19 protein-coding genes and 3 pseudogenes are annotated in these 19,466 nt (G+C 68.6%); 11 read left to right on the forward strand and 11 right to left on the reverse strand.

Annotated features, from left to right (window positions below):
- Positions 1 to 12 precede the first annotated feature (12 nt).
- Entirely contained in the window at positions 13 to 147 is a 135-nt protein-coding gene (locus P3T27_RS40975; RefSeq protein WP_348534052.1) for a DUF397 domain-containing protein, read from the reverse strand.
- Positions 110 to 1,009: a helix-turn-helix transcriptional regulator gene (locus P3T27_RS04150; protein WP_348534053.1), complete on the reverse strand. Its 900-nt coding sequence runs from the start codon at positions 1,007 to 1,009 to the stop codon at positions 110 to 112. The genes P3T27_RS40975 and P3T27_RS04150 overlap by 38 nt, the downstream gene beginning before the upstream one ends.
- Positions 1,010 to 1,218: 209 nt before the next feature.
- On the opposite strand from P3T27_RS04150, the gene P3T27_RS04155 reads away from it, so the two are divergent.
- The 5 genes from P3T27_RS04155 to P3T27_RS04175 all read left to right on the forward strand — a co-directional run bounded on the left by P3T27_RS04155 (position 1,219) and on the right by P3T27_RS04175 (position 4,812).
- Entirely contained in the window at positions 1,219 to 1,653 is a 435-nt protein-coding gene (locus P3T27_RS04155; RefSeq protein WP_280674339.1) for an ATP-binding protein, read from the forward strand.
- Between the two features lie 11 nt (positions 1,654 to 1,664).
- The gene (locus P3T27_RS04160) at positions 1,665 to 2,225 is read left to right on the forward strand and encodes a hypothetical protein (protein ID WP_280674340.1); all 561 of its coding nucleotides are present in this window, start codon (positions 1,665 to 1,667) and stop codon (positions 2,223 to 2,225) included.
- Positions 2,226 to 2,576: 351 nt separating this feature from the next.
- A complete protein-coding gene (locus P3T27_RS04165) occupies positions 2,577 to 2,741 on the forward strand; it encodes a hypothetical protein (protein ID WP_280674341.1) in 165 nt (54 codons plus the stop codon).
- An 83-nt stretch (positions 2,742 to 2,824) separates the two neighbouring features.
- Positions 2,825 to 4,021, forward strand: coding sequence for a cupin domain-containing protein (locus P3T27_RS04170; RefSeq protein WP_280674798.1), 1,197 nt, complete (start codon positions 2,825 to 2,827; stop codon positions 4,019 to 4,021).
- Between the two features lie 8 nt (positions 4,022 to 4,029).
- Positions 4,030 to 4,812, forward strand: coding sequence for an aldo/keto reductase (locus tag P3T27_RS04175; protein ID WP_280674342.1), 783 nt, complete (start codon positions 4,030 to 4,032; stop codon positions 4,810 to 4,812).
- Here the strand turns inward: P3T27_RS04175 and P3T27_RS04180 are convergent.
- The 4 genes and pseudogenes from P3T27_RS04180 to P3T27_RS04195 all read right to left on the reverse strand — a co-directional run.
- On the reverse strand, positions 4,800 to 5,657 hold the full coding sequence (locus tag P3T27_RS04180; protein ID WP_280674343.1) for a hypothetical protein: 858 nt from the start codon (positions 5,655 to 5,657) through the stop codon (positions 4,800 to 4,802). The two genes, P3T27_RS04175 and P3T27_RS04180, sit on opposite strands and share 13 nt — an antisense overlap.
- A gap of 64 nt (positions 5,658 to 5,721) precedes the next feature.
- Positions 5,722 to 6,444 (reverse strand): HAD hydrolase-like protein, encoded by a 723-nt coding sequence (locus tag P3T27_RS04185; RefSeq protein WP_348534054.1) that lies wholly within the window; start codon positions 6,442 to 6,444, stop codon positions 5,722 to 5,724.
- A 2-nt stretch (positions 6,445 to 6,446) separates the two neighbouring features.
- A complete protein-coding gene (locus P3T27_RS04190; RefSeq protein ID WP_280674344.1) occupies positions 6,447 to 7,820 on the reverse strand; it encodes a helix-turn-helix transcriptional regulator in 1,374 nt (457 codons plus the stop codon).
- A 520-nt stretch (positions 7,821 to 8,340) separates the two neighbouring features.
- A pseudogene (locus P3T27_RS04195) lies at positions 8,341 to 8,511 on the reverse strand (DNA polymerase); the annotation flags it as partial.
- On the opposite strand from P3T27_RS04195, the pseudogene P3T27_RS04200 reads away from it, so the two are divergent.
- Positions 8,512 to 8,706: pseudogene (locus P3T27_RS04200) on the forward strand (ATP-dependent helicase C-terminal domain-containing protein); the annotation flags it as partial.
- Positions 8,707 to 8,768: 62 nt separating this feature from the next.
- On the opposite strand, the gene P3T27_RS04205 reads toward P3T27_RS04200, so the two are convergent.
- Together P3T27_RS04205 and P3T27_RS04210 are read right to left on the reverse strand one after the other, a co-directional pair.
- On the reverse strand, positions 8,769 to 8,960 hold the full coding sequence (locus tag P3T27_RS04205; RefSeq protein ID WP_280674346.1) for a DUF397 domain-containing protein: 192 nt from the start codon (positions 8,958 to 8,960) through the stop codon (positions 8,769 to 8,771).
- A complete protein-coding gene (locus P3T27_RS04210; protein ID WP_280674347.1) occupies positions 8,957 to 9,787 on the reverse strand; it encodes a helix-turn-helix transcriptional regulator in 831 nt (276 codons plus the stop codon). The genes P3T27_RS04205 and P3T27_RS04210 overlap by 4 nt, the downstream gene beginning before the upstream one ends.
- On the opposite strand from P3T27_RS04210, the gene P3T27_RS04215 reads away from it, so the two are divergent.
- A complete protein-coding gene (locus P3T27_RS04215) occupies positions 9,780 to 10,313 on the forward strand; it encodes a hypothetical protein (RefSeq protein ID WP_280674348.1) in 534 nt (177 codons plus the stop codon). The two genes, P3T27_RS04210 and P3T27_RS04215, sit on opposite strands and share 8 nt — an antisense overlap.
- A gap of 248 nt (positions 10,314 to 10,561) precedes the next feature.
- Here the strand turns inward: P3T27_RS04215 and P3T27_RS04220 are convergent, their stop codons facing one another.
- Positions 10,562 to 11,506: a phosphatidylinositol mannoside acyltransferase gene (locus P3T27_RS04220; RefSeq protein WP_280674349.1), complete on the reverse strand. Its 945-nt coding sequence runs from the start codon at positions 11,504 to 11,506 to the stop codon at positions 10,562 to 10,564.
- A gap of 175 nt (positions 11,507 to 11,681) precedes the next feature.
- Positions 11,682 to 12,161: pseudogene (locus tag P3T27_RS04225) on the reverse strand (transposase); the annotation flags it as partial.
- Positions 12,162 to 12,458: 297 nt separating this feature from the next.
- Between P3T27_RS04225 and P3T27_RS04230 the strand changes: the two are divergent.
- The 4 genes from P3T27_RS04230 (at position 12,459) to P3T27_RS04245 (ending at position 16,491) form a co-directional block, all read left to right on the forward strand.
- Entirely contained in the window at positions 12,459 to 13,448 is a 990-nt protein-coding gene (locus P3T27_RS04230) for an LD-carboxypeptidase (RefSeq protein WP_280674350.1), read from the forward strand.
- Positions 13,449 to 13,885: 437 nt separating this feature from the next.
- On the forward strand, positions 13,886 to 14,443 hold the full coding sequence (locus P3T27_RS04235) for a DUF3291 domain-containing protein (protein ID WP_280674351.1): 558 nt from the start codon (positions 13,886 to 13,888) through the stop codon (positions 14,441 to 14,443).
- Between the two features lie 268 nt (positions 14,444 to 14,711).
- Positions 14,712 to 15,563 carry an alpha/beta hydrolase gene (locus tag P3T27_RS04240; RefSeq protein WP_280674352.1) on the forward strand — a complete coding sequence of 284 codons (852 nt, stop codon included), beginning with the start codon at positions 14,712 to 14,714 and terminating at the stop codon, positions 15,561 to 15,563.
- A 724-nt stretch (positions 15,564 to 16,287) separates the two neighbouring features.
- The gene (locus P3T27_RS04245) at positions 16,288 to 16,491 is read left to right on the forward strand and encodes an EF-hand domain-containing protein (protein WP_348534055.1); all 204 of its coding nucleotides are present in this window, start codon (positions 16,288 to 16,290) and stop codon (positions 16,489 to 16,491) included.
- A 254-nt stretch (positions 16,492 to 16,745) separates the two neighbouring features.
- Here P3T27_RS04245 and polA read toward each other — a convergent pair whose 3' ends face one another.
- Positions 16,746 to 19,448 carry a DNA polymerase I gene (polA, locus tag P3T27_RS04250; RefSeq protein WP_280674802.1) on the reverse strand — a complete coding sequence of 901 codons (2,703 nt, stop codon included), beginning with the start codon at positions 19,446 to 19,448 and terminating at the stop codon, positions 16,746 to 16,748.
- Positions 19,449 to 19,466: the final 18 nt, after the last annotated feature.

Below are 19,466 nucleotides of genomic sequence, written 5' to 3' on the forward strand. Positions count from 1 at the left end.
CCGGTCTAACTGCTACCGCTCCGGGAAGTCACCAACCTGGATGCCGGAGAGGAAGGACACCCAGGCAGAGGCCGGGAAGACGAGCACCGGTCCGTGCGGGTCCTTGGAGTCACGCACGGGGACGAGGCCGGGGAATCCGGGGGCCACCTCGATGCAGTCGCCGCCGTCCGGGCCACTGTGGCTGCTCTTGCGCCAGCTGGCCGCGTCGAGCTCGTTCCTCATCATCTCTGAACCCTTCCAGCGCCTCGGCGATCAGCGCGAGCGATTCGGCCGCCGTGAGCGCATCGCCACGCAGCCGATCATAGCGCCGCCGGTGCCCTGAAACGATGGCTGGATCGTCGCTCGGACTACCCCGGTCAAGACTCTCCGAGTACACCAAGTGCTGCCCATCCGGCATCTCCAGAAGGACCATTGAGGTCTTGACGATCGTCGCCCGAGCCGTGAATGGCACCACCTGAATGACGATGTTCCCGCGCTGAGCAACGCGCAGCAGGTGCTGCATCTGCCGCACCATCACTTTCGGCCCGCCAACCACCGATCGGATGGCGCTTTCATCCAGGAGAACAACCAACTGCGGCCCACCCTCAGCAAGGAACCGCCTCTGCCTCGCAAGCCTCGCCGCGACCCGCTCCTCGGTCACTTCAGGGCGTTCATCAGTCCCGCCCGCCTCGAACATCGCTCTTGCGTAGTCCCTGCATTGCAATAGCCCATGCATGTAGTTGGCCTGGAACACCTGAAGCCCAACTGCCTCGGCCTCCGTGTCCGCATGGGTCTGAAACCAGTCCGGGTGTTCAATCCCGGCGTTCCAGTCCACCCTCCCCCAGAGTCGCTTCAGCGCACCGCCCGTGTTGAGCAGTTCATCGGCCTTCTCCACCAGTTCCGGCGGCATGCGACGCTGACCGGTCTCGTACCGGGTGACGTTCGTCCGGCTGCAGTGCAGAAGCTTGCCCAGCTCCTCCTGGGTGTAGCTGGCCAGCTCCCGGTAGAACCGCAGCTCCTCGCCGAACAACTCCGCCGAACTAGCCGTCAACTCCCGCTTGAACCGCCGATGTGCCACAGCTGGCCCCCTCACACACCACGTGCCCCTGGTACCCGATTTCGGCCATCACCGTACCTCCGCATCCCGGACCATTGAGACCGGAACGCAATCATCTGTACGCACAGCGTGATTGCGCACTACTCTCGCGCTCCCCCATCCGCCCCCTGAGGTGCTACGCCATGCTCAAAACCCACCGCCCCCGCACGTTCGCCGCGCGCCTCGACTCGCGGACCGAATCCACCCCCCTCGCGCGGCACTTGCTCCGCGCGTACCTCGCCGCCCTCCCCACCGGCGACCGCTACTCCGACATCGCCGAACTCCTCCTCGGCGAACTCTTCGCCAACGCCGTCCAGCACACCGACGCCCCCGCCGACCGCCTCATCGAGGTCCGCTTCGCCCTCGTCCACGACCGGCTGCGCCTCGAAGTCCACGACGCGGGCAGCGGCCGCCCCTCCCTCCGCTCCCCCGCGCCCGACGACGAGCACGGACGCGGCGTCCTCCTCATCAACGAACTGGCCGAGAAGTGGGGTTGCTGCCCCCGCGCCGGCGGCATCGGCAAGTTCGTCTGGGCCCTCATCGCCCCCGCCCCCGTCACCGTCCTCGCCGCCGCCTGAACAGGAACCCCATGCGACTCGCCCTCACCGCCCGCCACCTGTTCGACACCGGCACCACCCCCGCCGAGGCCTACGCCAACCTCGCCCGCCGCACCCGCGAACCCCTGCGCTCGGCCCGCGCCGTCTGCGCGGCCCTCGCGATCCCGGCCGCCGAGGTGAACCGCCGCCTCGACGACTGCCACGCTGCCCTGCTCGCCGACCCCCGCCCCGGCTCCGAAGCCGACACCGGCGAACTCCTCGAAGCCCTCGGCGTCTTCGACATCCCCAAGACCCCCGACGACCGCGTCCTCGCCATCGTCGACCTCTTCCTCACCGCCATCGACGCCCTCGGCGGCATCCGCGCCGGCCACCAGCACGGCCTCACCCGCTGGTTCACCACCGGCAACCTCACCGCCGCCTACCTCTCCCTCGCCGCCACCCACCCCCGCCCCACCACCGGCAACCCCACCCACTACTGGACCACCCTCATCACCGCCGGCGAACTCCTCACCACCACCCCCACCCCCGACCCCCGCATCAAACCCGCCCTCACCCACTGCCGCACCCGCGCGAAAGCCGCGACGCAATGCTGACGCCCGGCGCGCGAGCACGGACGTGGGCTGATGATCGTGCGCGTGCTGTCGGCGGCCTGGGGCGTGGAGCGCTCCCGGGACACCCTCGGCAAGACCGTCCGGTGTTGAAAACGACGGCGCCGGAGCCCTGCGGTCGTATTAGTAGAGAAATATAACGTTCAGCCACCCTGCCGTGATGATGGGTCACCAAGCGGGTTGAGGCACCACCAGCCATTCATCTTCCGCTACATGTCATGGCCTCAACATGGCCATCCGGTCCGTGCGGTGTGTATGCGATGTCAGCACGCCCACCGCATACACAAGCTTCCCGCCGACATCCCGGTGGGGGACGTGAGATGGAAGGAGCACAGGGTGGTTGAACCGACGAAGCCCGCGACCCGAGGCGATCTGTTGATCGCTGTCGAGGAGCTGGTTGCCGTTCAGGACCGGTACGACAGCCTTCGGTCCGACAACGCGGGCAGTTCCGGCGACGCGCCGTGGCCGGGAGGCGACGGCAACCTGCACGACACGGAGTAGCACCCGTCTGGCGGGGGCCCGCCGAGATCGTCGGGCCCCCACCGGCTCTGTACATCCCAGTCCATCCCGCTCAGGAGGATGCGTTGCAACATCGATTGATCAGCACCATCGAGACGGCCCTCGAGTGGGACGGTGTAGGACACCTCGGCGGATCCTTCGCGCGGGGAAGCGCGAAGGACATCGAGGTCCTCTCCCGGCTGCTGACCCCGAATCGCCTGCTCGACATCGTGATGCGGAGAAGCCTGAACCGCCCGCAGTTCCGGGTGTTCCAGAAGGGCGTGGAGACGCACCCCGCGGTCTACTTCACCGACAGCGTCAGCCCTCGGGGCCAGAGCATCTCGATGGTCAACATGGACAGCCTCGGACGGCTGCTGAACGAGGGTGCCACGGTCATTCTCGATCAGGCGAACGTCTTCGACCCGACGATGGAGGTGGCCTGCCGGGCCCTTCAGTGGTGGTCGCAGGAGCGAGTCCAGGTCAACGTCTACCTCACGACGAACGAGGCATCCGGCTTCCCCCTGCACTGGGACGATCACGAGGTGGTGATCGTCCAGCTCGCGGGCGAGAAGGAATGGGAAGTGCGTGGCACGTCCCGAACGGCACCGATGTACCGGGACGCGGACCCCAACGCCACCCCGAGCGACGAAGTGATCTGGTCGGGGGTCATGCGGCCCGGTGACGTCATGCACATCCCCCGCGGCCACTGGCACCAGGCGACCCGGAACGGCAGTGGTACCGGCAGCAGCCTGCACGTGACGTTCGGCATCACCAAGCGCACCGGGGCGAGCTGGCTCGCATGGCTGGGCGACTGGTGCCGCACCGAGGAGATCTTCCGCCACGGCCTGGACCGTGCCAGCGGTGTGGGCACCGAGCAGCTCGTCGCGACGGCCCAGCGGCTGATCAGTGAGAGGTCGCCGGCTGACTTCCTGGCCTCCTACGAGCAGGCGGTCGCCCCGGCACGGCAGGTCCCGTTCCTGGAGATCTTCGGCCCGCTCGATGCCGTCGTGTGCACAACGCACTTCCCTCCCATGGTTCGTGAAGGCGGGGAGGCGGTCCAGGTGCTCGCATCGGGCAAGAAGCTGACCTTCGCGCGCAAAGCACTTCCCGCCCTGGAGCTGCTGCTGAGCGGCCAGCCGGTCGAGCTGCCTGCGGCGGCAACCGTGGTGGGCGCCGAGGTGCCCGAACTCGCCAAGATCCTCGTGGAGGAGGGCCTGTGCGCCCCGCTGACCGCCGAATTGTCCTCGGGCTACACCGGTCTCGTCACCAACGCCGCACCCTGACCGCAGCCTTGGACCTGGGTATCACTGCCCTGGACACGAGCTTCAACTATCGGGGCTTCACCTCTCACGCCATGCTCGCCGCTGTCGTCGGCGACCTGTTGCCGCGCTTCACGGTGTCCACCAAGGTCGGATACTTCCCCATGCCGGGCGCGGCCGAGCATTCTCTCGCCCCCGCCCGCCTACGGGCGGCCTTGGAGCAGACCAACCGGGACCTGGGGCGTCCACCCGACGTCGCCTTCCTGCATAACCCGGAAGCCTCTCTTCAGGAGCCGTCCGACCGGCCGACGCAGCTCCTCGCGGGCGCCTGCGCGGCCCTCGCCGAAGCGACGGCGGCTGGCCTCTGCGAAGCATGGGGAATCTCCTCGTGGAACCCGCGCGCCCTGGTGGGCCTTACTGGCAGCACCGATCCGGCACCGGCCGTCCTCATGGTGCGGGCTGGACTTCTCGTCGGCTCGGACGTCCTGGATGCGGCGGAGACAGTTGCCTCGCAGTGGGGTCTGCCACCGCAAGCGCGGTGGGGGATGAGCCCCTTCGGCGGCAATACCACCGACCCGGTCTGGTCGGCGTTCGACCCACGGCTCTTCCTCAAGGGCGACGCCGACCTATCCCGGGCCCAGGCCGCGTTCCGAGCCTCCTTCCTCCTGCCACAGGTGGCCTCGGTGGCGGTCGGTGCGGACGATCCCGAGCATCTACGGCAGCTGGTCAACTGCCTTGACCACGCGGTCGACGAAGAGTTGCTGGAGCAGTATCGGCAACTCCTGCGGACGCGCAGCGGGCCTCATGTCGTCTGAAGCGCCTTGAGGAGCTGCACGGCCTCGTGCCGTGCAGCTTCGACCCTGGGGTCGTCCGGGTGGGCGTCGGGCCCGGCGAACTTCGCGAAGACGAACAGCGTCATCACCTTTCCGTCCCGGCTCTCCAGGTCGTGGCTTCGCTCCCGCCTCACTCGTTCGGCGAGAGCCGGGACGGCGAGGGAGGCTCCCAGGAGCGAAGCGGAGTCCAGGCCTTGCGGCGCGTTCCCCCAGTCCTCCCAGTCGAACAGGCAGAACTGCGGGCCTGTGGTGTTCGCCCAGTTCAGGTCGGCGTGCGCGGGTACCCACTGCCGGATCGCGGTGTCGGCCTGGGAAGAGAACGCCGTCTGGATCGTCTGGTCCACCAGGGCCTGCGTGATCAGCTCCGTGTCCGGTGTCGCGATCCGTGCCGTCCGCTGCCCGGCGAGCGCGTCCAGCGAGGCGCCGAGTTCACTCCACCACTCGTCCGGAAGCTGGGGGTCGGTGGCGAGGACGCTGTTCCCGACCGGCTGTCCCGGGAGCAGGGTGGTCTCGTCGGCCCGCCACATCGCCCCGTCGCTGGAATCATGCCAGGCCGCCGACTCCAGCCAATCAGGCTTCGCGATGCCGGTCAGGGCTTCCGCGCACTCCGTGCCGTTCCATCCGTGGTCACGCACCCTGGCCGGCTCCCGCCGTTCGACGCGCACCCAAGTGCCTCGGTTGGTCCGCGCCCCGACCGAACGGCGCTTGCGCACGACCGTCGCCCTGTCGAGGTCGACCAGGAGCCTCTGCTCGACACGGCCGAGGACCTCCTCGACCGGCTCGACGCGAAGGTCCACACTCCGTCCGCTGGCTACTGAGAGCATCATGTCGGTGACCGTAGCAGCGCTGCGGGGGCAACGGGTGGGCTCAGGCAGGAAGCGCGGCGTCGCTTCAGCGGTCGCGGCCGGTCAGCGCCTCGATGGCCGCAAGGAGAGCACTTTGGTCTTGCAGGTTGTCGAGTACCCGGTCCGCGCCGGCTGCGGCGAGCTGCTCGGCGGAGGTTGTGCCGGAGGCCACGGCGATCACCTTGGCACCGCCCTCGGCTCCGGTCCGCACGTCTTCCAGCGAGTCTCCGATGATCACTGTGTTGGCCCGGCTGAAACGGGCGTTGTGCTTGGTGCCGGCCCGTCGCTGAGCGACCGCGACAAGAGCCGGCCTGTGCGGGTCATCGGATGCGTATCCGCCCACGCTCAGGTCGACCAGGCCGTCGAGATCGAACGCGGCGAGCTTGATGGCGGCGCTCTCCTGTAGGTTCCCGGTCACCACCGTCGGGACGAGCTCCGGATGAGCCTGGACGGCCTCCAGCGCGTCCTGTGCCCCCGGCATGAGTTGGCCGTCGCTCCGCAGCGCTGGTTTCTGCGCCAGCAGAAGAGGAGGCAGCAGCCGAACGATGCTCTCTGCGGCCTCGTCGACATCCTGCGCGGGAACATCGTTGGCGGCCAGCAGCTCGCGAACGGCGAGCGGCATGGTACGGCCCGTCCCTCGTTCCGGCAGCCTGGTCGGCAGTCGGCCGACGACATCCAGGAACGCGGCCCGGTACACCGCCCGATCCATCTCGCCGACATACAGCAGCGTGCGGTCCACGTCCCAGAGGATCAGGGTCTGGGGGCTCACGATCAGGACTCCTTGGCCGTCATGACGTACTTCGATCGTTCTACCAGCTCAGCGGCGCGTGGGTCCGAGAGGGTCTTCACCTCGCTCACCACCTTTTCGAGGTGCTCGGTCAACCGGGCGGACTGGACCCCGGCTGCCAGGGTCAGTGCAGAATCGGCGGCGGCGAATCCTCCGTCCCGGTCGCCGCTCAGGAGGTGGGCAGATGCCGCGCGTGAGGCGAAGAGGGCTCTGGTGCGGACGTCGGCCGGGTTCAGGGAGTCGTTGGCCTGCTGGAAGTAGTCGGCCGCTCGGCGGTACTCGCCGAGTTCGAGGTGGCAGCTGGCCGTCTGCCCGAGCACCTCTCCGGTGTTCATCCAGTAGAGCCAGCCCGGATCCTGTTCGGCCGATCCTTGCTCGGCCAACTCGGTTGCCCTGCCCAGGGCTCGAAGACAAGGTTGGGACTCGCCGAGTTTGGCGTGACCCCTGGCCTGGCGGGTCAGCAGCATCGCCTCCAGCGCTGGCGACCGGACCCCGCGCACCTTGTCGCGGGCGGCCTGCATAACCGCGACGGCGTCGCGTGGGTTGCCAACCGAGTAGCTCTGGATCGCCAGGTATGACAAGGCGCCGGCGCCGTACCGCGGATCTCCCGAAGCGTGCGCCGCCCGTAGGGCGGCCAGCAGGGTTCGTTGGGCCGCGTCGTGGTGGCCGGCGTCGAAGTGGAACCAGCCAAGCTGGGTGGCGGTGTCGGCAGCGATACCGGCAAGCTGACGCCCTGTGGCCTCGTCGTACTTGGCGTTTTCGAGGGCGGAGACGACCACTCGAAGATGACCACGGGCCATATCCGCGAGTGGGCCACTTCCAGCACTGGCATCCATCGTTCGAAGAGTGTTGGTCGTTCCGTGCAGGTGTTTCACCAGGACAGGCGGCACCTTCGCACCGTTCAACGCCCGTTCGAGGGGCTCTGCATCAGCGATGCCCCACTGGTGGATGAAGGCTGAGAGCGCTGTTCCGGAGAGCACGAGGAAACGGCGGCGGCCAAGACACACGGCGGGCTCCCCTCGCATCGCGTCTTTCAATGCCGCCACCATACGGCCCGCCGTCCACGGCTGGTCGACGTCGCCATAAGGCTGGAGTGAACGCAAAGGCTCCTGTTGCGGATTGTTCGTTGCGGCACTACGCAAAGGAAGGCTGACCAGTTCGGCGGGAGCACCGATGGCGTCGAGGAACTCGACGATCCGGTCGACATGGGTGAGCTTGGTCCGCCCGGCCTCAAGCCTGGACAGGTATCCCTGGCTCAGGCCCGTGAGTTCGGCCATGTCCTCTTGACGCAGGGGGACGATCCCACGCAGGCGCTTGCTCAACTCGCCGAAGTCCAGGTCAGCGAGCGCGGAGCGCACCTGGGCGTCCCCCCATACCCTGCTGGGCACCGCGGTCGGCCCGATCTCGGGGGCCGCCCTGCCGCAGGGGCTGCAGACGGTGTCGTCCGAGTTGTACCGGCTGAGCACGCATCCGCACCGCTCACAGCGTCGGTTACTCATCTCGTCTTCCCCTCCGGACGCGCCCACCGGGCCGGACACCGACGATCGCCAGAGTCCGTATTCCGTCAGGAATATGACTATGCGAATGGTCGCCGATGAGCACTCTCAGGCACCTTACTGCGGCCGACAGTTACCCATGGCGGAAAGCGATCACTCACCAGCTGCCGCGAGCGCGCCAGCCGTCTCGGGCCTCCCTGTCGGCGGCACCGATCCCAGTCGACCGATCCGGCTTCCACGGACTGCCCGGTCGTCACCACCCGGAGCGATGACGATCACGGTAGCCATCGGCCGGGCAGTCGGGGAGACGTACGGCTCGGCTCGCAACCGTTGAAGGGCCCGGACACTCCACGAGTCCGGGCCCGCCGAGAACTTCACCGGGTCAGGGCGCGGCGGCCTCCCAGTTGGCGCCGACGCCGACCGAGACGTCCAGCGGGTAGGTGCCGGCCATCTGCTCGCGGACGATCACCTCGACCCGCTCGCGCTCGCCCGGGGCCAGCTCCAGCACGATTTCGTCGTGCACCTGGAGCAGCATCCGGGAGGTGAGGCCGGCGGCCGCGTCCCCCTGACCGTCCACCTGCTCTCCCCCGCAGGCCGCCCCGCCGCCACCACCGGCGACCTGGCATCCTTCCGGCGCGACGGCTACCGCGCCGTCCGCGCCGATCTCAGGGGCCGCTACCCCCGCCACCCCTGGCCCGAAGACCCGACCACGGCCGAGCCCACCCGCCGCACCAACACCCGGAAGTAGCAGCAGAAGACCCCACTACTCATCCGCGAGCAGTGGGGTCTCGGGCAGTTCAGCAGGACGCGTCAGACGTCGCCGAACTCGCCGGAGCGGACGGCGGCAATGAAGCTCGACCAGACATCGACCGAGAAGGCCAGGACAGGGCCCTCGGGGTCCTTGGAATCGCGGACGGGGACGACACCGGGCATGCTGTCGGATACCTCGATGCACTGTCCGCCGTTGCTGCTGTAGCTGGACTTGAACCAGTCGAGGGTCATAGTTGCCTCCGTAGCTCGCGGATCATCGCCACCGAGTCCGCCTGTGAAAGGGCATGAGTTTGTAGCTGATAGTAGGCCGCCAACTCGGCCGTCACCGCGTTGGTATCCCGCTCCAAACGCCCTTGGTGTGCACTCTCGGCATAGGAGATCAGCGAACGGTCCGGCAGCGTCAGGATCGATACCGGAAGATCAAACGCCCTGTCCTCGCCGAGCGTGTACAGGGCGAGCTGGAGCCTTACGGTCGGCTCGCTGGCGAACTCAACGAGATGGTCAAGCTGGGCCGCCATCACAGCATCCCCACCCACGCGCCGACGAATGCAGCTTTCGTCCATGACCACGTGGACCAGGGGCGACGGTTCCCGGAGCATGCCAGCCTGACGGCTTATGAGAACGCGCACCCGTTCGTCCGCCTGGTCCTGCGTGATGCTCCTCCGGCGCACGGCGCCCGTCGCAATGGCAGTTGCGTACTCCGTCGTCTGCAGCAAGCCCGGCACGATGCCGAGTTCAAAGAGCCGCAGTTCAGCGGCCCGGCGTTCTTGGGTGACGAACTCGGCGAAACCTTCCAGCAGTGCGCTGTGCTTGACGTCGCTGGCCCTGTGCTTGAAGGTACCTGCCTGCGATGTACCAAACGCCCTGTCAAGTGCGTCGGCAATCCGTCGAGTTGGCTTCCTTCGACCATTTTCAAGGGCCGAGACGTGCGACGACGTACACCCAACCAGCCCCGCAAGGTGCTCCTGCGTCCAGCCCCGCTGCTCGCGTGACGTGCGAAGAAACGCCCCGAACTCGGCCGCAGGGGAGGCCTGAGGGTCAAGTTCCCGTTTGTTCAAGGCGATTCACCTCGCGGACCGAATCCACCCCCCTCGCGCGGCACTTGCTCCGCGCGTACCTCGCCGCGCTCCCCGCCGGCGACCGCTACGCCGACATCGCCGAACTCCTCCTCGGCGAGCTCTTCGCCAACGCCGTCCAGCACACCGACGCCCCCGCCCCGGCGCCGAGGCCGACACCGGCGAACTCCTCGAAGCCCTCGGCGTCTTCGACATCCCCAAGACCCCCGACGACCGCGACCTCGCCATCGTCGACCTCTTCCTCACCGCCATCGACGCCCTCGGCGGCATCCGCGCCGGCCACCAGCACGGCCTCACCCGCTGGTTCACCACCGGCAACCTCACCGCCGCCTACCTCTCCCTCGCCGCCACCCACCCCCACCCCACCACCGGCAACCCCACCCACTACTGGACCACCCTCATCACCGCCGGCGAACTCCTCGCCACCGCCCCCTCCCCCGACCCCCGCATCAAGTCCGCCCTCACCCACTGCCGCACCCAAGCAGCCACCCACTCGCCCCACCCCTGAGTGGTCGGCTTCGGAAATCCTTCGAGGGTTGACATCGGGGCCCGATTCCACATCAGTCCGTTAGTGGTCTGGGGTGGCGAAGTGGGGCTGGCAGGCACAACCGAAGGAGTCCTCGGGGTGAGTAATTGTCAATACCTGTGGATCGACGTATAGGCCAGGAGTGGTCGGCCAGGTCTCTGATGTGGTTCTGGATGCCGCCGGGAATGTCCCAGGCGCAGGGCAGACCGCGCCAATCTTTATGATCCGGCCTACTCGGCGAGGGTCGCCGGGGCCGACGGCGGCGTTTTGCCCGGATCCAGGTCGGCCAGGAAGTACTTCTGCAACATGTGCCAGTCCTCGGGATGGGCGGCGATCCCCTCCGCGTAGGCGTCTGCGAGCTCTTGAGTCATCCGGGCGATTTTCTCCTGCCGAGTGCCTTCGGGAGGCACCGGGATCTCCGGATGGACTCTGATACCCATCCGGCCCGGACCCGAGTACCAGAGGTTCACCGGATACAGCCCGCAGTTGGTCTGTACTGCGAGCGCCGCCGGTCCGGCGGCGATCCGTGTGGTTTCGCCGAAGAAGTCCACTGGGATCCCGGAGGCGCCGAGGTCGCGATCCGCGACGAGGCAGACGGTGCGGCCCTTCCGAAGCCGCCGCGCCAGGGTCCCGACGACCGATGGTCCGCCGTCGTGCGGCAGCACTTCCATCCCGAGCTTGCGGCGGTAGTCCCAGAATCGTTCAGCGACCGCCTCGGGCTTGAGGTTCTCGGCGACCGTGGTGAACTCGATCGAGTGCGTCGCGATGAGCCATGCTCCGGCATGGTCGTAGTTGCCGGTGTGGCCGAGCGCCAGCACGGCGCCGCGGTCTGAGTGGACCACCTCGGCGACGCGTGCACGATCTTCGTCCGCGATGTCGACACTGTCCAGGATGCGCTTCCGGTCCCACCCGTTCATCCGGAACGCCTCGCTGTAGTACCGCAGCGCCGATCGCACACCCTTGCGGGACGTCGCGGCGAGAAGCTCCGGCGTCGTGTCCTTGCCCAGGACCCTGAGGAGGTTCGCCTCCAACTGCAGGACCTGCGTGCCGCGCCGCTTCCAGAGACGGTCGGCGATGCGGTCGAACATGCGGTAGGCCATTCCCTCCGGCATGGCCCTGATCAGTGACCAGGCGGCTCCATAGCCGCACCCGATGATCCGGTCTTTGATGCCCATGCGGCCACGGTGTCACGTTTGACCAGGACGCCGCGCTCGAATTTCACTCCGGCGCGGATGAGGCGACCAGGCGGGGCGCGTTGACGGCGCGCCATCGGGCGTCTTCCCTGACCCTGCGCCCTACTACTGGCCGAACCTGGATGCGGAGAGTAATTGTCATTCCCGTGGATCGTGCAGATTCATGGTCGTCCTGCCACTGAGCCGTCAGCCGGGTGACCGTCGCCGGGGACAGCCCTGCGGAGGAGCCGAGGAACTGCTCCATCGCGGGCACGAAGTCCCCCGATGAGAGGCCGTGCAGGTAGAGCAGGGGCAGCACTTCGGCGACCTTCGGGGACTTGCGGCACCACGGCGGCAGGATCGCCGAGGAGAACCGCCGCCGCTCGCCGGTCGTCTCGTCCACCCGCTTGTCGTTCACCCGCGGGGCCCGGACCTCGACGGATCCGGCCGAGGTGGTGACCTTCCGGGGCTGGTGGTGACCGTTGCGCACGACCAGGCGGCGGCCGCGAGCATCGCGTTCGTCGGCCAACTCGGCTATGTAGGTGTCGACTTCAGCCTCCAGGGCTGCGGCGAGCATGCACCGGGCGCCCTCGCGGACAATGTCGTCGATCAGGGATCCGTCTCGCGTGGAGGCGTCGTCATTCACTACGGTGAGCACGGGGCGTGCCTTCCCAACCCGCGCTGCAACGCGGGCCTACTCGGTGACCTTCAAAGGATCAATCGGGAAGGTACGCCCTCCGCGTGCCCTCCGGGGCTGATCCACAGGTACTGAGGATTGCTCTCGGGGTGCCGACGAACCGGTCATCGACACCCCCCCTTCCTGGGTTGTCCGCGTGGAGGCGGTCGGTGGGCCCAGCCGGGGTTTCGGGGCTTGGCTTGAACACGTCGGGGAGGCGGAATACCGGCGGCACGGGCCTTGTTGCTCGCCACTATTGATCAACAAGGAGGAGACCCCATGCCTGCGATCCTTCGGCCCCGCGCGCTACGTTCCGGCGACCTCGTCGTCGTTACCGCGCCCTCGGGCCAGCTTGAGCCGGGTGAGGAACCACTGCTCGCCCGCGGTGTGGCGATACTCGAGCGGATGGGTTTCCGCGTGCGAGTCAGCCCTATGGTCAACCCGGCGCAGAATCGCTGGTGGGCGTCTGGCACTCCGGCGGAGCAGGCCGACGAACTCAATGTTTTGCTCCGGGACCCGGAGGTGCGGGCCATCGTCGCGCATACCGGTGGACAGGCAACCATCGGTTATCTCGATTTGATCGATCTGGACGCGATCCGGGCCGACCCGAAACCGATCCTCGGTTACAGCGATATCTCGCTGCTGCACATGGCGTTGCACGCCAAGACCGGCCTCGTCGGCTTCCACGCCGACATCGCCACCCACGGTTTCGGCAGCGATTGGTACACGCTGGGCGACGAGGCCCGTCGCTCCGAGCTCGTCGACCTCTACACCCGTGTGCTCACCAAGGCCGAGGCGCCGGGCGTGCTGCCGGCGATGGGGGCTTGGGAAACCTGGCGGCCGGGCCGCACGCAGGGGCCACTGTTCGGCGGTTTGCTGAACCGCCTGGTCCTACTGCAGGCGACACCGTTCGCGCTGGCCGCCGAACGGTTCGAGGGCGCCGTGTTGTTCTGGGAGGAGGTGCAGCGGCCGGTCTCGCGGATCTGGAACGACCTGCACACCTTGCGGCTGTCCGGAGTGTTGGACCGGATCGCGGGCATGGTGGTCGGCATCCCGACCGAGGTCACGCCCCACGATGGCGGCGGAGAGCGCGCAGGTCTACGCGACGTGGTACTCGATGTCCTGGCGCAGCGTGACATCCCGGTCCTCGCACAGGTCGACTTCGGTCACACCTCGCCGAACCTGCCGCTGCCTATCGGCGTCCGCGCACACGTGGACGCGGACAACCAGACGCTGTCCCTGATCGAGTCGGCGGTCGCGGAAGACTGAGTTCTGTTGGAAATCGGCGCAGGCCCGGAGGTCTTCGGCCGCTGCGAGCCGAAGACCGGAGTCGTGCCCTTCATGGCCCTGGTCACGCAGCTCATGGCCCAGGAGCCTTACGCGAGCGCCAGACGTGTCTTCTGGATCGTCGACAACGGTTCCTCTCACCGAGGGATACCCCGCAGCCTGCCCCGCCCGTCACCGCCCCAGCCCCCGCAATGACCGGCACAAGAGGCCACGTGGACAGGGAAAACACAACTTCGACACGGGCCGCAGAGGCAGCTACCTTCGCCTGGTCTTCGGCGATCGCCCACGGTCGCACCGGAGTTCCTTCAGGCTGAGCCACCCGCGACGGGACGAGTCGGTCACGCCCCACGAATCCTCGCCCCCATGCGTAAGCCACCGAACCGGGTCCACACCAGGCACCCCCGACCAGGGAGAGACGCATGCCCCATCTTGCGCTGTACACATTCGGCGTCCTGAAGTCACCTCTCGCCGATCCCGCACCTCTCACGCGCGAACTCCACGACAGCGGCGAGGCCATCTACCGGAAGATCAGCCAGCACCCCGGATACCTCGCTCATGCCGAAGCGGCGGACGGCGACCGGGGCACACACTTCGACTTGGACTGGGGTGCATGGGGAGAGTTCGCCGTACCGACCTGGTACGGCAAGGGCCGTACGGTGGAAACCACCGCCCTGGCCGCGACCCTCTCACTCTGGACCGACCTGCGCCCCGCCTTCGACGCCATCTACACCGGTCTGCACCGTGAGGCGCTGAACAGGCGTTACGACTGGTTCGAGCGGACGGGACACCCGCTTTACGTCTTCTGGTGGGTCTCCGACGGCGTGATACCCACCTGGCAGGACGGGGTTTCCAGGCTGGAACACCTCCACGACCACGCCTCCGCGCCGCACGCCTTCACCTTCCACCACCCGTTCGCCCCGGACGGAACTACGACCAGGATCAAAGGCATCGGACCGAAGAGCGACCAGGTTCACTGACAAGGAAGCCTGAACGACTGGGTTCAAGACGCCATCCTGCCCACCAGCGGCTTCGCCGGCACCCCCGAAGGATGTACGGAGCCGACCACCGAGCACCGGAAGTCGACCCCCGCCGACTTCCTGCGCTCACCCCGCTTCCCCTGCCGCAGGATCCAGCGCGTGCTCATCACGCACGTTGCCCACCGACCACTGCACCGCCCGCCGCGTCCGCTCGACCAACCCTGTGATCTGATCGTCCTGTTGACGCGCCACCAATCAGGAGCTGACCATGTCCTCAACCCTGCCCACCACCGTCCGCCTGACCGTCGGCGGGCACACCTTCGACGGGCTGGCCGCCGGGCCCGCCGACGGGGAACTCGTCCTGCTACTGCACGGGTTCCCCGAGTTCGCCGACTGCTGGAGCGCCGAGCTGACCGCGCTGGCCGCGGCCGGCTACCGCGCCGTGGCGGTGGACCAGCGCGGCTACTCCCCCGACGCCCGCCCCGCGGACATCGCGGACTACTCCGTCGAGCTGCTGGTCGCGGACGCCCTCGGTTTCGCCGACGCCCTGGACGCGCCGCGCTTCCACCTGGTCGCCCACGACTGGGGCGGCCTCGTCGCCTGGGCGCTGGCCTCCACCCACCCGAAGCGGCTGCGCAGCCTGACCGTGCTCTCCACCCCGCATCCCGAGGCGCTCTACGAGGCCCTGAACAACGACAGCGACCAGCGCGAACGCTCCCGGTACATCAGGGAGTTCCGCCTGCCGGAGCACGTGGCCGAGCAGGCCATGCTGGCCGACGACGCGGCCCGGCTGCGCGCGATCTACCGGGGCGCGCTGCCGACGGACCTGGCCGAGTCCAACGTCCGACGGCTGACCGAGCCGGGTGTGCTGACGGCCGGGCTCAACTGGTACCGGGCGATCAACGAGGAACTCCGGGTGCCGGCCGGCGAGATCACCGTCCGCACGCTCTTCGTCTGGGGCACCGAGGACCGAGCCCTGGGCCGCGACGCCGCCGACCTGACGGCCAAGCACGTCAGCGCCCCGTACCGGTTCGTTGCGCTGGAGGGCGCCACCCACTGGCTGCCGGAGGCCGACGCCGAGCGGATCGTGCCGCTGCTCCTGGAGCACCTCGCGGGCTGACCCGGAGCGGGGTTCCCGGCGCGCCGCCCCACCGGCGCGCCGATGCCCTCGGCAGCACCCACCGCCCGGGCCGGCCGCACCGAATCGCGATGGCATCCGGCGCGAAGCCGTCTACCGTCCGGGGGAACAGTCGGCCGGTCTCGCCTCGGACGTCCGCCGGTTCCTCGACCCCGGCCGACCCGACGGAGTCCCGTCCGTCCGGAGCGCCTGCTGCGCGACGGACCGGGCCAGATCGTAGCGGCGGGCCCAGACGCGTCCTCGCCATGGACGCCACAGTCCTGGAAACGCTGCGGGCCATCACCAGGGAGGAGAACACCAGGAAGCCTCGCGCGCCGCCGGGCCCTCGCGGACGCCGCCGCTGGATTCGCCGCCTTCCGGTCCTCGTTCGGCCGCAACCCCCGCAACGCCGACACCACGCGCCCGGTCGGCCGGGGCTCGCGGGCCCGTCGCCCGGCGGTACGGGACTTCCAGGAGCGTCTCCTGGTTGTCGCCGCCGGTCAGGAGTGTGGGTCAGTAACCAACGCGGTTCCTGATGGCAGGAGAGACCTTCCTATGACTCCAGCCATAGATTGCATTCTCATATGAGCCTAATCATGCAACTAATTTCCCACCTATTCTTCCCCGAGGGAGTCCTCGGCAAATTCAGGGTCGGCTGCCATATTCTTCAGCGGGCGAGGAATATTCCTGGCCTTACGTCGGCAGTTCCAACGAACAGAGGATGACGATGAGTAGCATGCGCAGCGCCCGCGAGCAGTTCGACGAGATCGACACCGACCACAACGGCTACATCAGCCCCGATGAGCTGAAGACGTACCTCATGCAGAACCCCAAGGTCAGCGAGGCCAACGCGAAGGCGACGATCCAGTACGCCGACGAGAACAGCGACGGTCGGATCAGCTTCGAGGAGTTCTCCGACCTCATTCGATAGGCGGGGAAGTCCCCAACTCGACCATTCCAAGGCACCTGCCGTGATCGCACGGCAGGTGCCTTGGCAGCTGGCTGCGAATCCGGCCTTGCGGCGTACTGAACTTCCATGCGCGATGCCGGGTTGGTTATCCGAATACCCGGCCCTTGAGCCCGATCGGCGCGTTGGGCCTGCAGCCGGGGAGATGCACGGCGCGGCTCGCACGCGTTGAAGGGGCCCGGACACTCTCGCGTCCGGGCCCGTTCGACGGCGATCCGTCAGTGCGCGGCGGCCTCCCAGTTGGCGCCGACGCCGACCGAGACGTCCAGCGGGGCGCGCAGCGGGTAGGCGCTGGCCATCTGCTCGCGGACGATCGCCTCGACCGGCTCGCGCTCGCCCGGGGCCAGCTCCAGCACGATTTCGTCGTGCACCTGGAGCAGCATCCGGGAGGTGAGGCCGGCCGCGCGCAGCGCCTCGTCCACCCGCAGCATGGCGATCTTGACGATGTCGGCGGCCGAGCCCTGGATGGGGGCGTTGAGGGCCATCCGCTCGGCCATCTCGCGGCGCTGGCGGTTGTCGCTGTTGAGGTCCGGCAGGTAGCGGCGGCGGCCGAGCAGCGTCTCGGTGTAGCCGGTGGCGCGGGCCTCGTCGACGACCCTGCGCAGGTAGTCGCGGACGCCGCCGAAGCGCTCGAAGTAGGTGTCCATCAGGCCCTGGGCCTCGGCGGGTTTGATGCCGAGCTGCTGCGAGAGCCCGTACGCGGACAGCCCGTAGGCGAGGCCGTAGGACATCGCCTTGATCTTGCGGCGCATCTCGGCGTCCACCGCGGCACCCGGGACCTCGAACACCTGGGAGGCGACGGTGGTGTGCAGGTCCTCCCCGGTGGCGAAGGCCTCGATCAGGGCCTCGTCCTCGGACAGGTGGGCCATGATGCGCAGTTCGATCTGCGAGTAGTCGGCGGTGAGCAGCGACTCGTAGCCCTCGCCGACGATGAAGGCGCGGCGGATGGCGCGGCCCTCCTCGGTGCGGACCGGGATGTTCTGCAGGTTCGGGTCCTGCGAGGAGAGCCGGCCGGTGGCGGCGACCATCTGGTTGAAGGTGGTGTGGATCCGGCCCTTGGGCGAGACGGTCTTGAGCAGGCCCTCGACCGTGGTGCGCAGCTTGGCCTGGTCGCGGTGGCGCAGCAGGATGACCGGCAGCTCGTTGTCGGTCTGGGTGGCGAGCCAGGTGAGCGCGTCGGCGTCGGTGGTGTAGCCGGTCTTGATCTTCTTGGTCTTGGGGAGGGCGAGCTCGCCGAAGAGGATCTCCTGCAGCTGCTTGGGCGAGCCGAGGTTGAACTCGCGCCCGGCGGCGGCGTGCGCCTCCTCGACCACGCGCTGGATCTCGGCGGCGAACTGCGCCTCCAGGCCGGTGAGCCAGGGGCCGTCGGCGGCGATGCCGTAGCGCTCCATCCGGGCGAGCAGGGCGGCGATGGGCAACTCCATGTCGCGCAGCAGCCCGGTGGCGCCGACCTCGGCCAGGCGGGTGTCGAAGAGCTCGGCGAGGTCGAGGACGGCGCGGGCCTGGAGCATGAGCGCCTGGGCGCGGGCCGCCTCCGCGTCGACGTCGCCGGCCTCCTCCGGGGCGTCGAAGGCGAGTTGGCCGTCCTCGGTGGCGGGGGCGGGGGTGAGCGAGCGGGCCAGGTACTCCTCGGCGAGCACCTCCAGGGTGAAGGTGCGGCGGCCGGGCTTCTCCAGGTAGGCGGCGAGGGCGGTGTCGGCGACGACGCCCTCGATGGTCCAGCCGCGCTCGGCGAAGGCCCGCATGACCTGCTTGGCGATGTGCAGGGCCTTGGGGGCGGCCGGGTCGGCGAGCCAGGCGGCGAAGGCCCGCTCGTCCTCCTCGGCGAGCTGCGCCGGGTCGAACCAGGCGGCGGACTCTCCGGTGGCGAGGGCGACTTCGGTGACCTCGCCGCTGCCGAGCGCCCACTGGTAGACGGCGGCCAGCGCGACCGGGGCCTTGGTGTCGGCGGCGTGCTCCCGGAGCCAGGCGACCAGCGTGCCCGGGTCGGTGAGCAGCTCGCCGTCGACCTCGACGCCGGGGGCGAGTTCGGCCGCGGCCTCCTCCCCGCCGGCGGCCGGGTCGATGCCGTAGACGCGGTCGCGGAAGTTGGCGTTGCGGAACTCCAGCGACTCCATGAGCGTGCCGACGGCGTCCCGGTCGAACGGCGCGCGGGCCAGGTCGCCGACGCCGAGCGGGAGTTCGACGTCGCGGACGAGCTCGGTGAGGACGCGGTTGCGCTTGACCGAGTCGAGGTGGTCGCGCAGCTTCTCGCCGATCTTGCCCTTCACCTCGTCGGCGCGGGAGACGAGTTCGTCGAAGGAGCCGAACTGGTTGACCCACTTGGCGGCGGTCTTCTCGCCGACGCCGGGGATGCCGGGCAGGTTGTCGGACGGGTCTCCGCGCAGCGCCGCGAGGTCCGGGTACTGGCGCGGGGTGACGCCGTACTTCTCGGCGACCTTCTCCGGGGTGTAGCGGGTGAGTTCGGAGACGCCCTTGGTCGGGTAGAGGACGGTGACGTGGTCGGTGACCAGCTGGAGGGAGTCGCGGTCGCCGGTGACGATGTCGACGTCGTAGCCGGCCGCCTCGGCGGCGGTGGCCAGGGTGGCGATGATGTCGTCGGCCTCGAAGCCCTCGGCGGTGATCCGGGGGATGCTCATGGCGTCGAGCAGTTCGCCGATCAGACCGACCTGGCTGCGGAACTCGTCCGGCGTCTTGGCCCGGTTGGCCTTGTAGTCGGGGAACTCGACGGAGCGGAAGGTCTGCCGGGAGAGGTCGAAGGCGACGGCGAGGTGGGTGGGCTGCTCGTCCCGGACGGTGTTGGCGAGCATCGAGGCGAAGCCGTAGACCGCGTTGGTGGGCTGGCCGGTGACCGTGTTGAAGTTCTCCACGGGCAGGGCGTAGAAGGCCCGGTAGGCCATCGAGTGCCCGTCGAGCAGCATCAGCCGGGGCCGCGGGCC

Origin of the sequence: Kitasatospora sp. MAA19 (assembly GCF_029894125.1) — a bacterium.
GTDB lineage: Bacteria > Actinomycetota > Actinomycetes > Streptomycetales > Streptomycetaceae > Kitasatospora.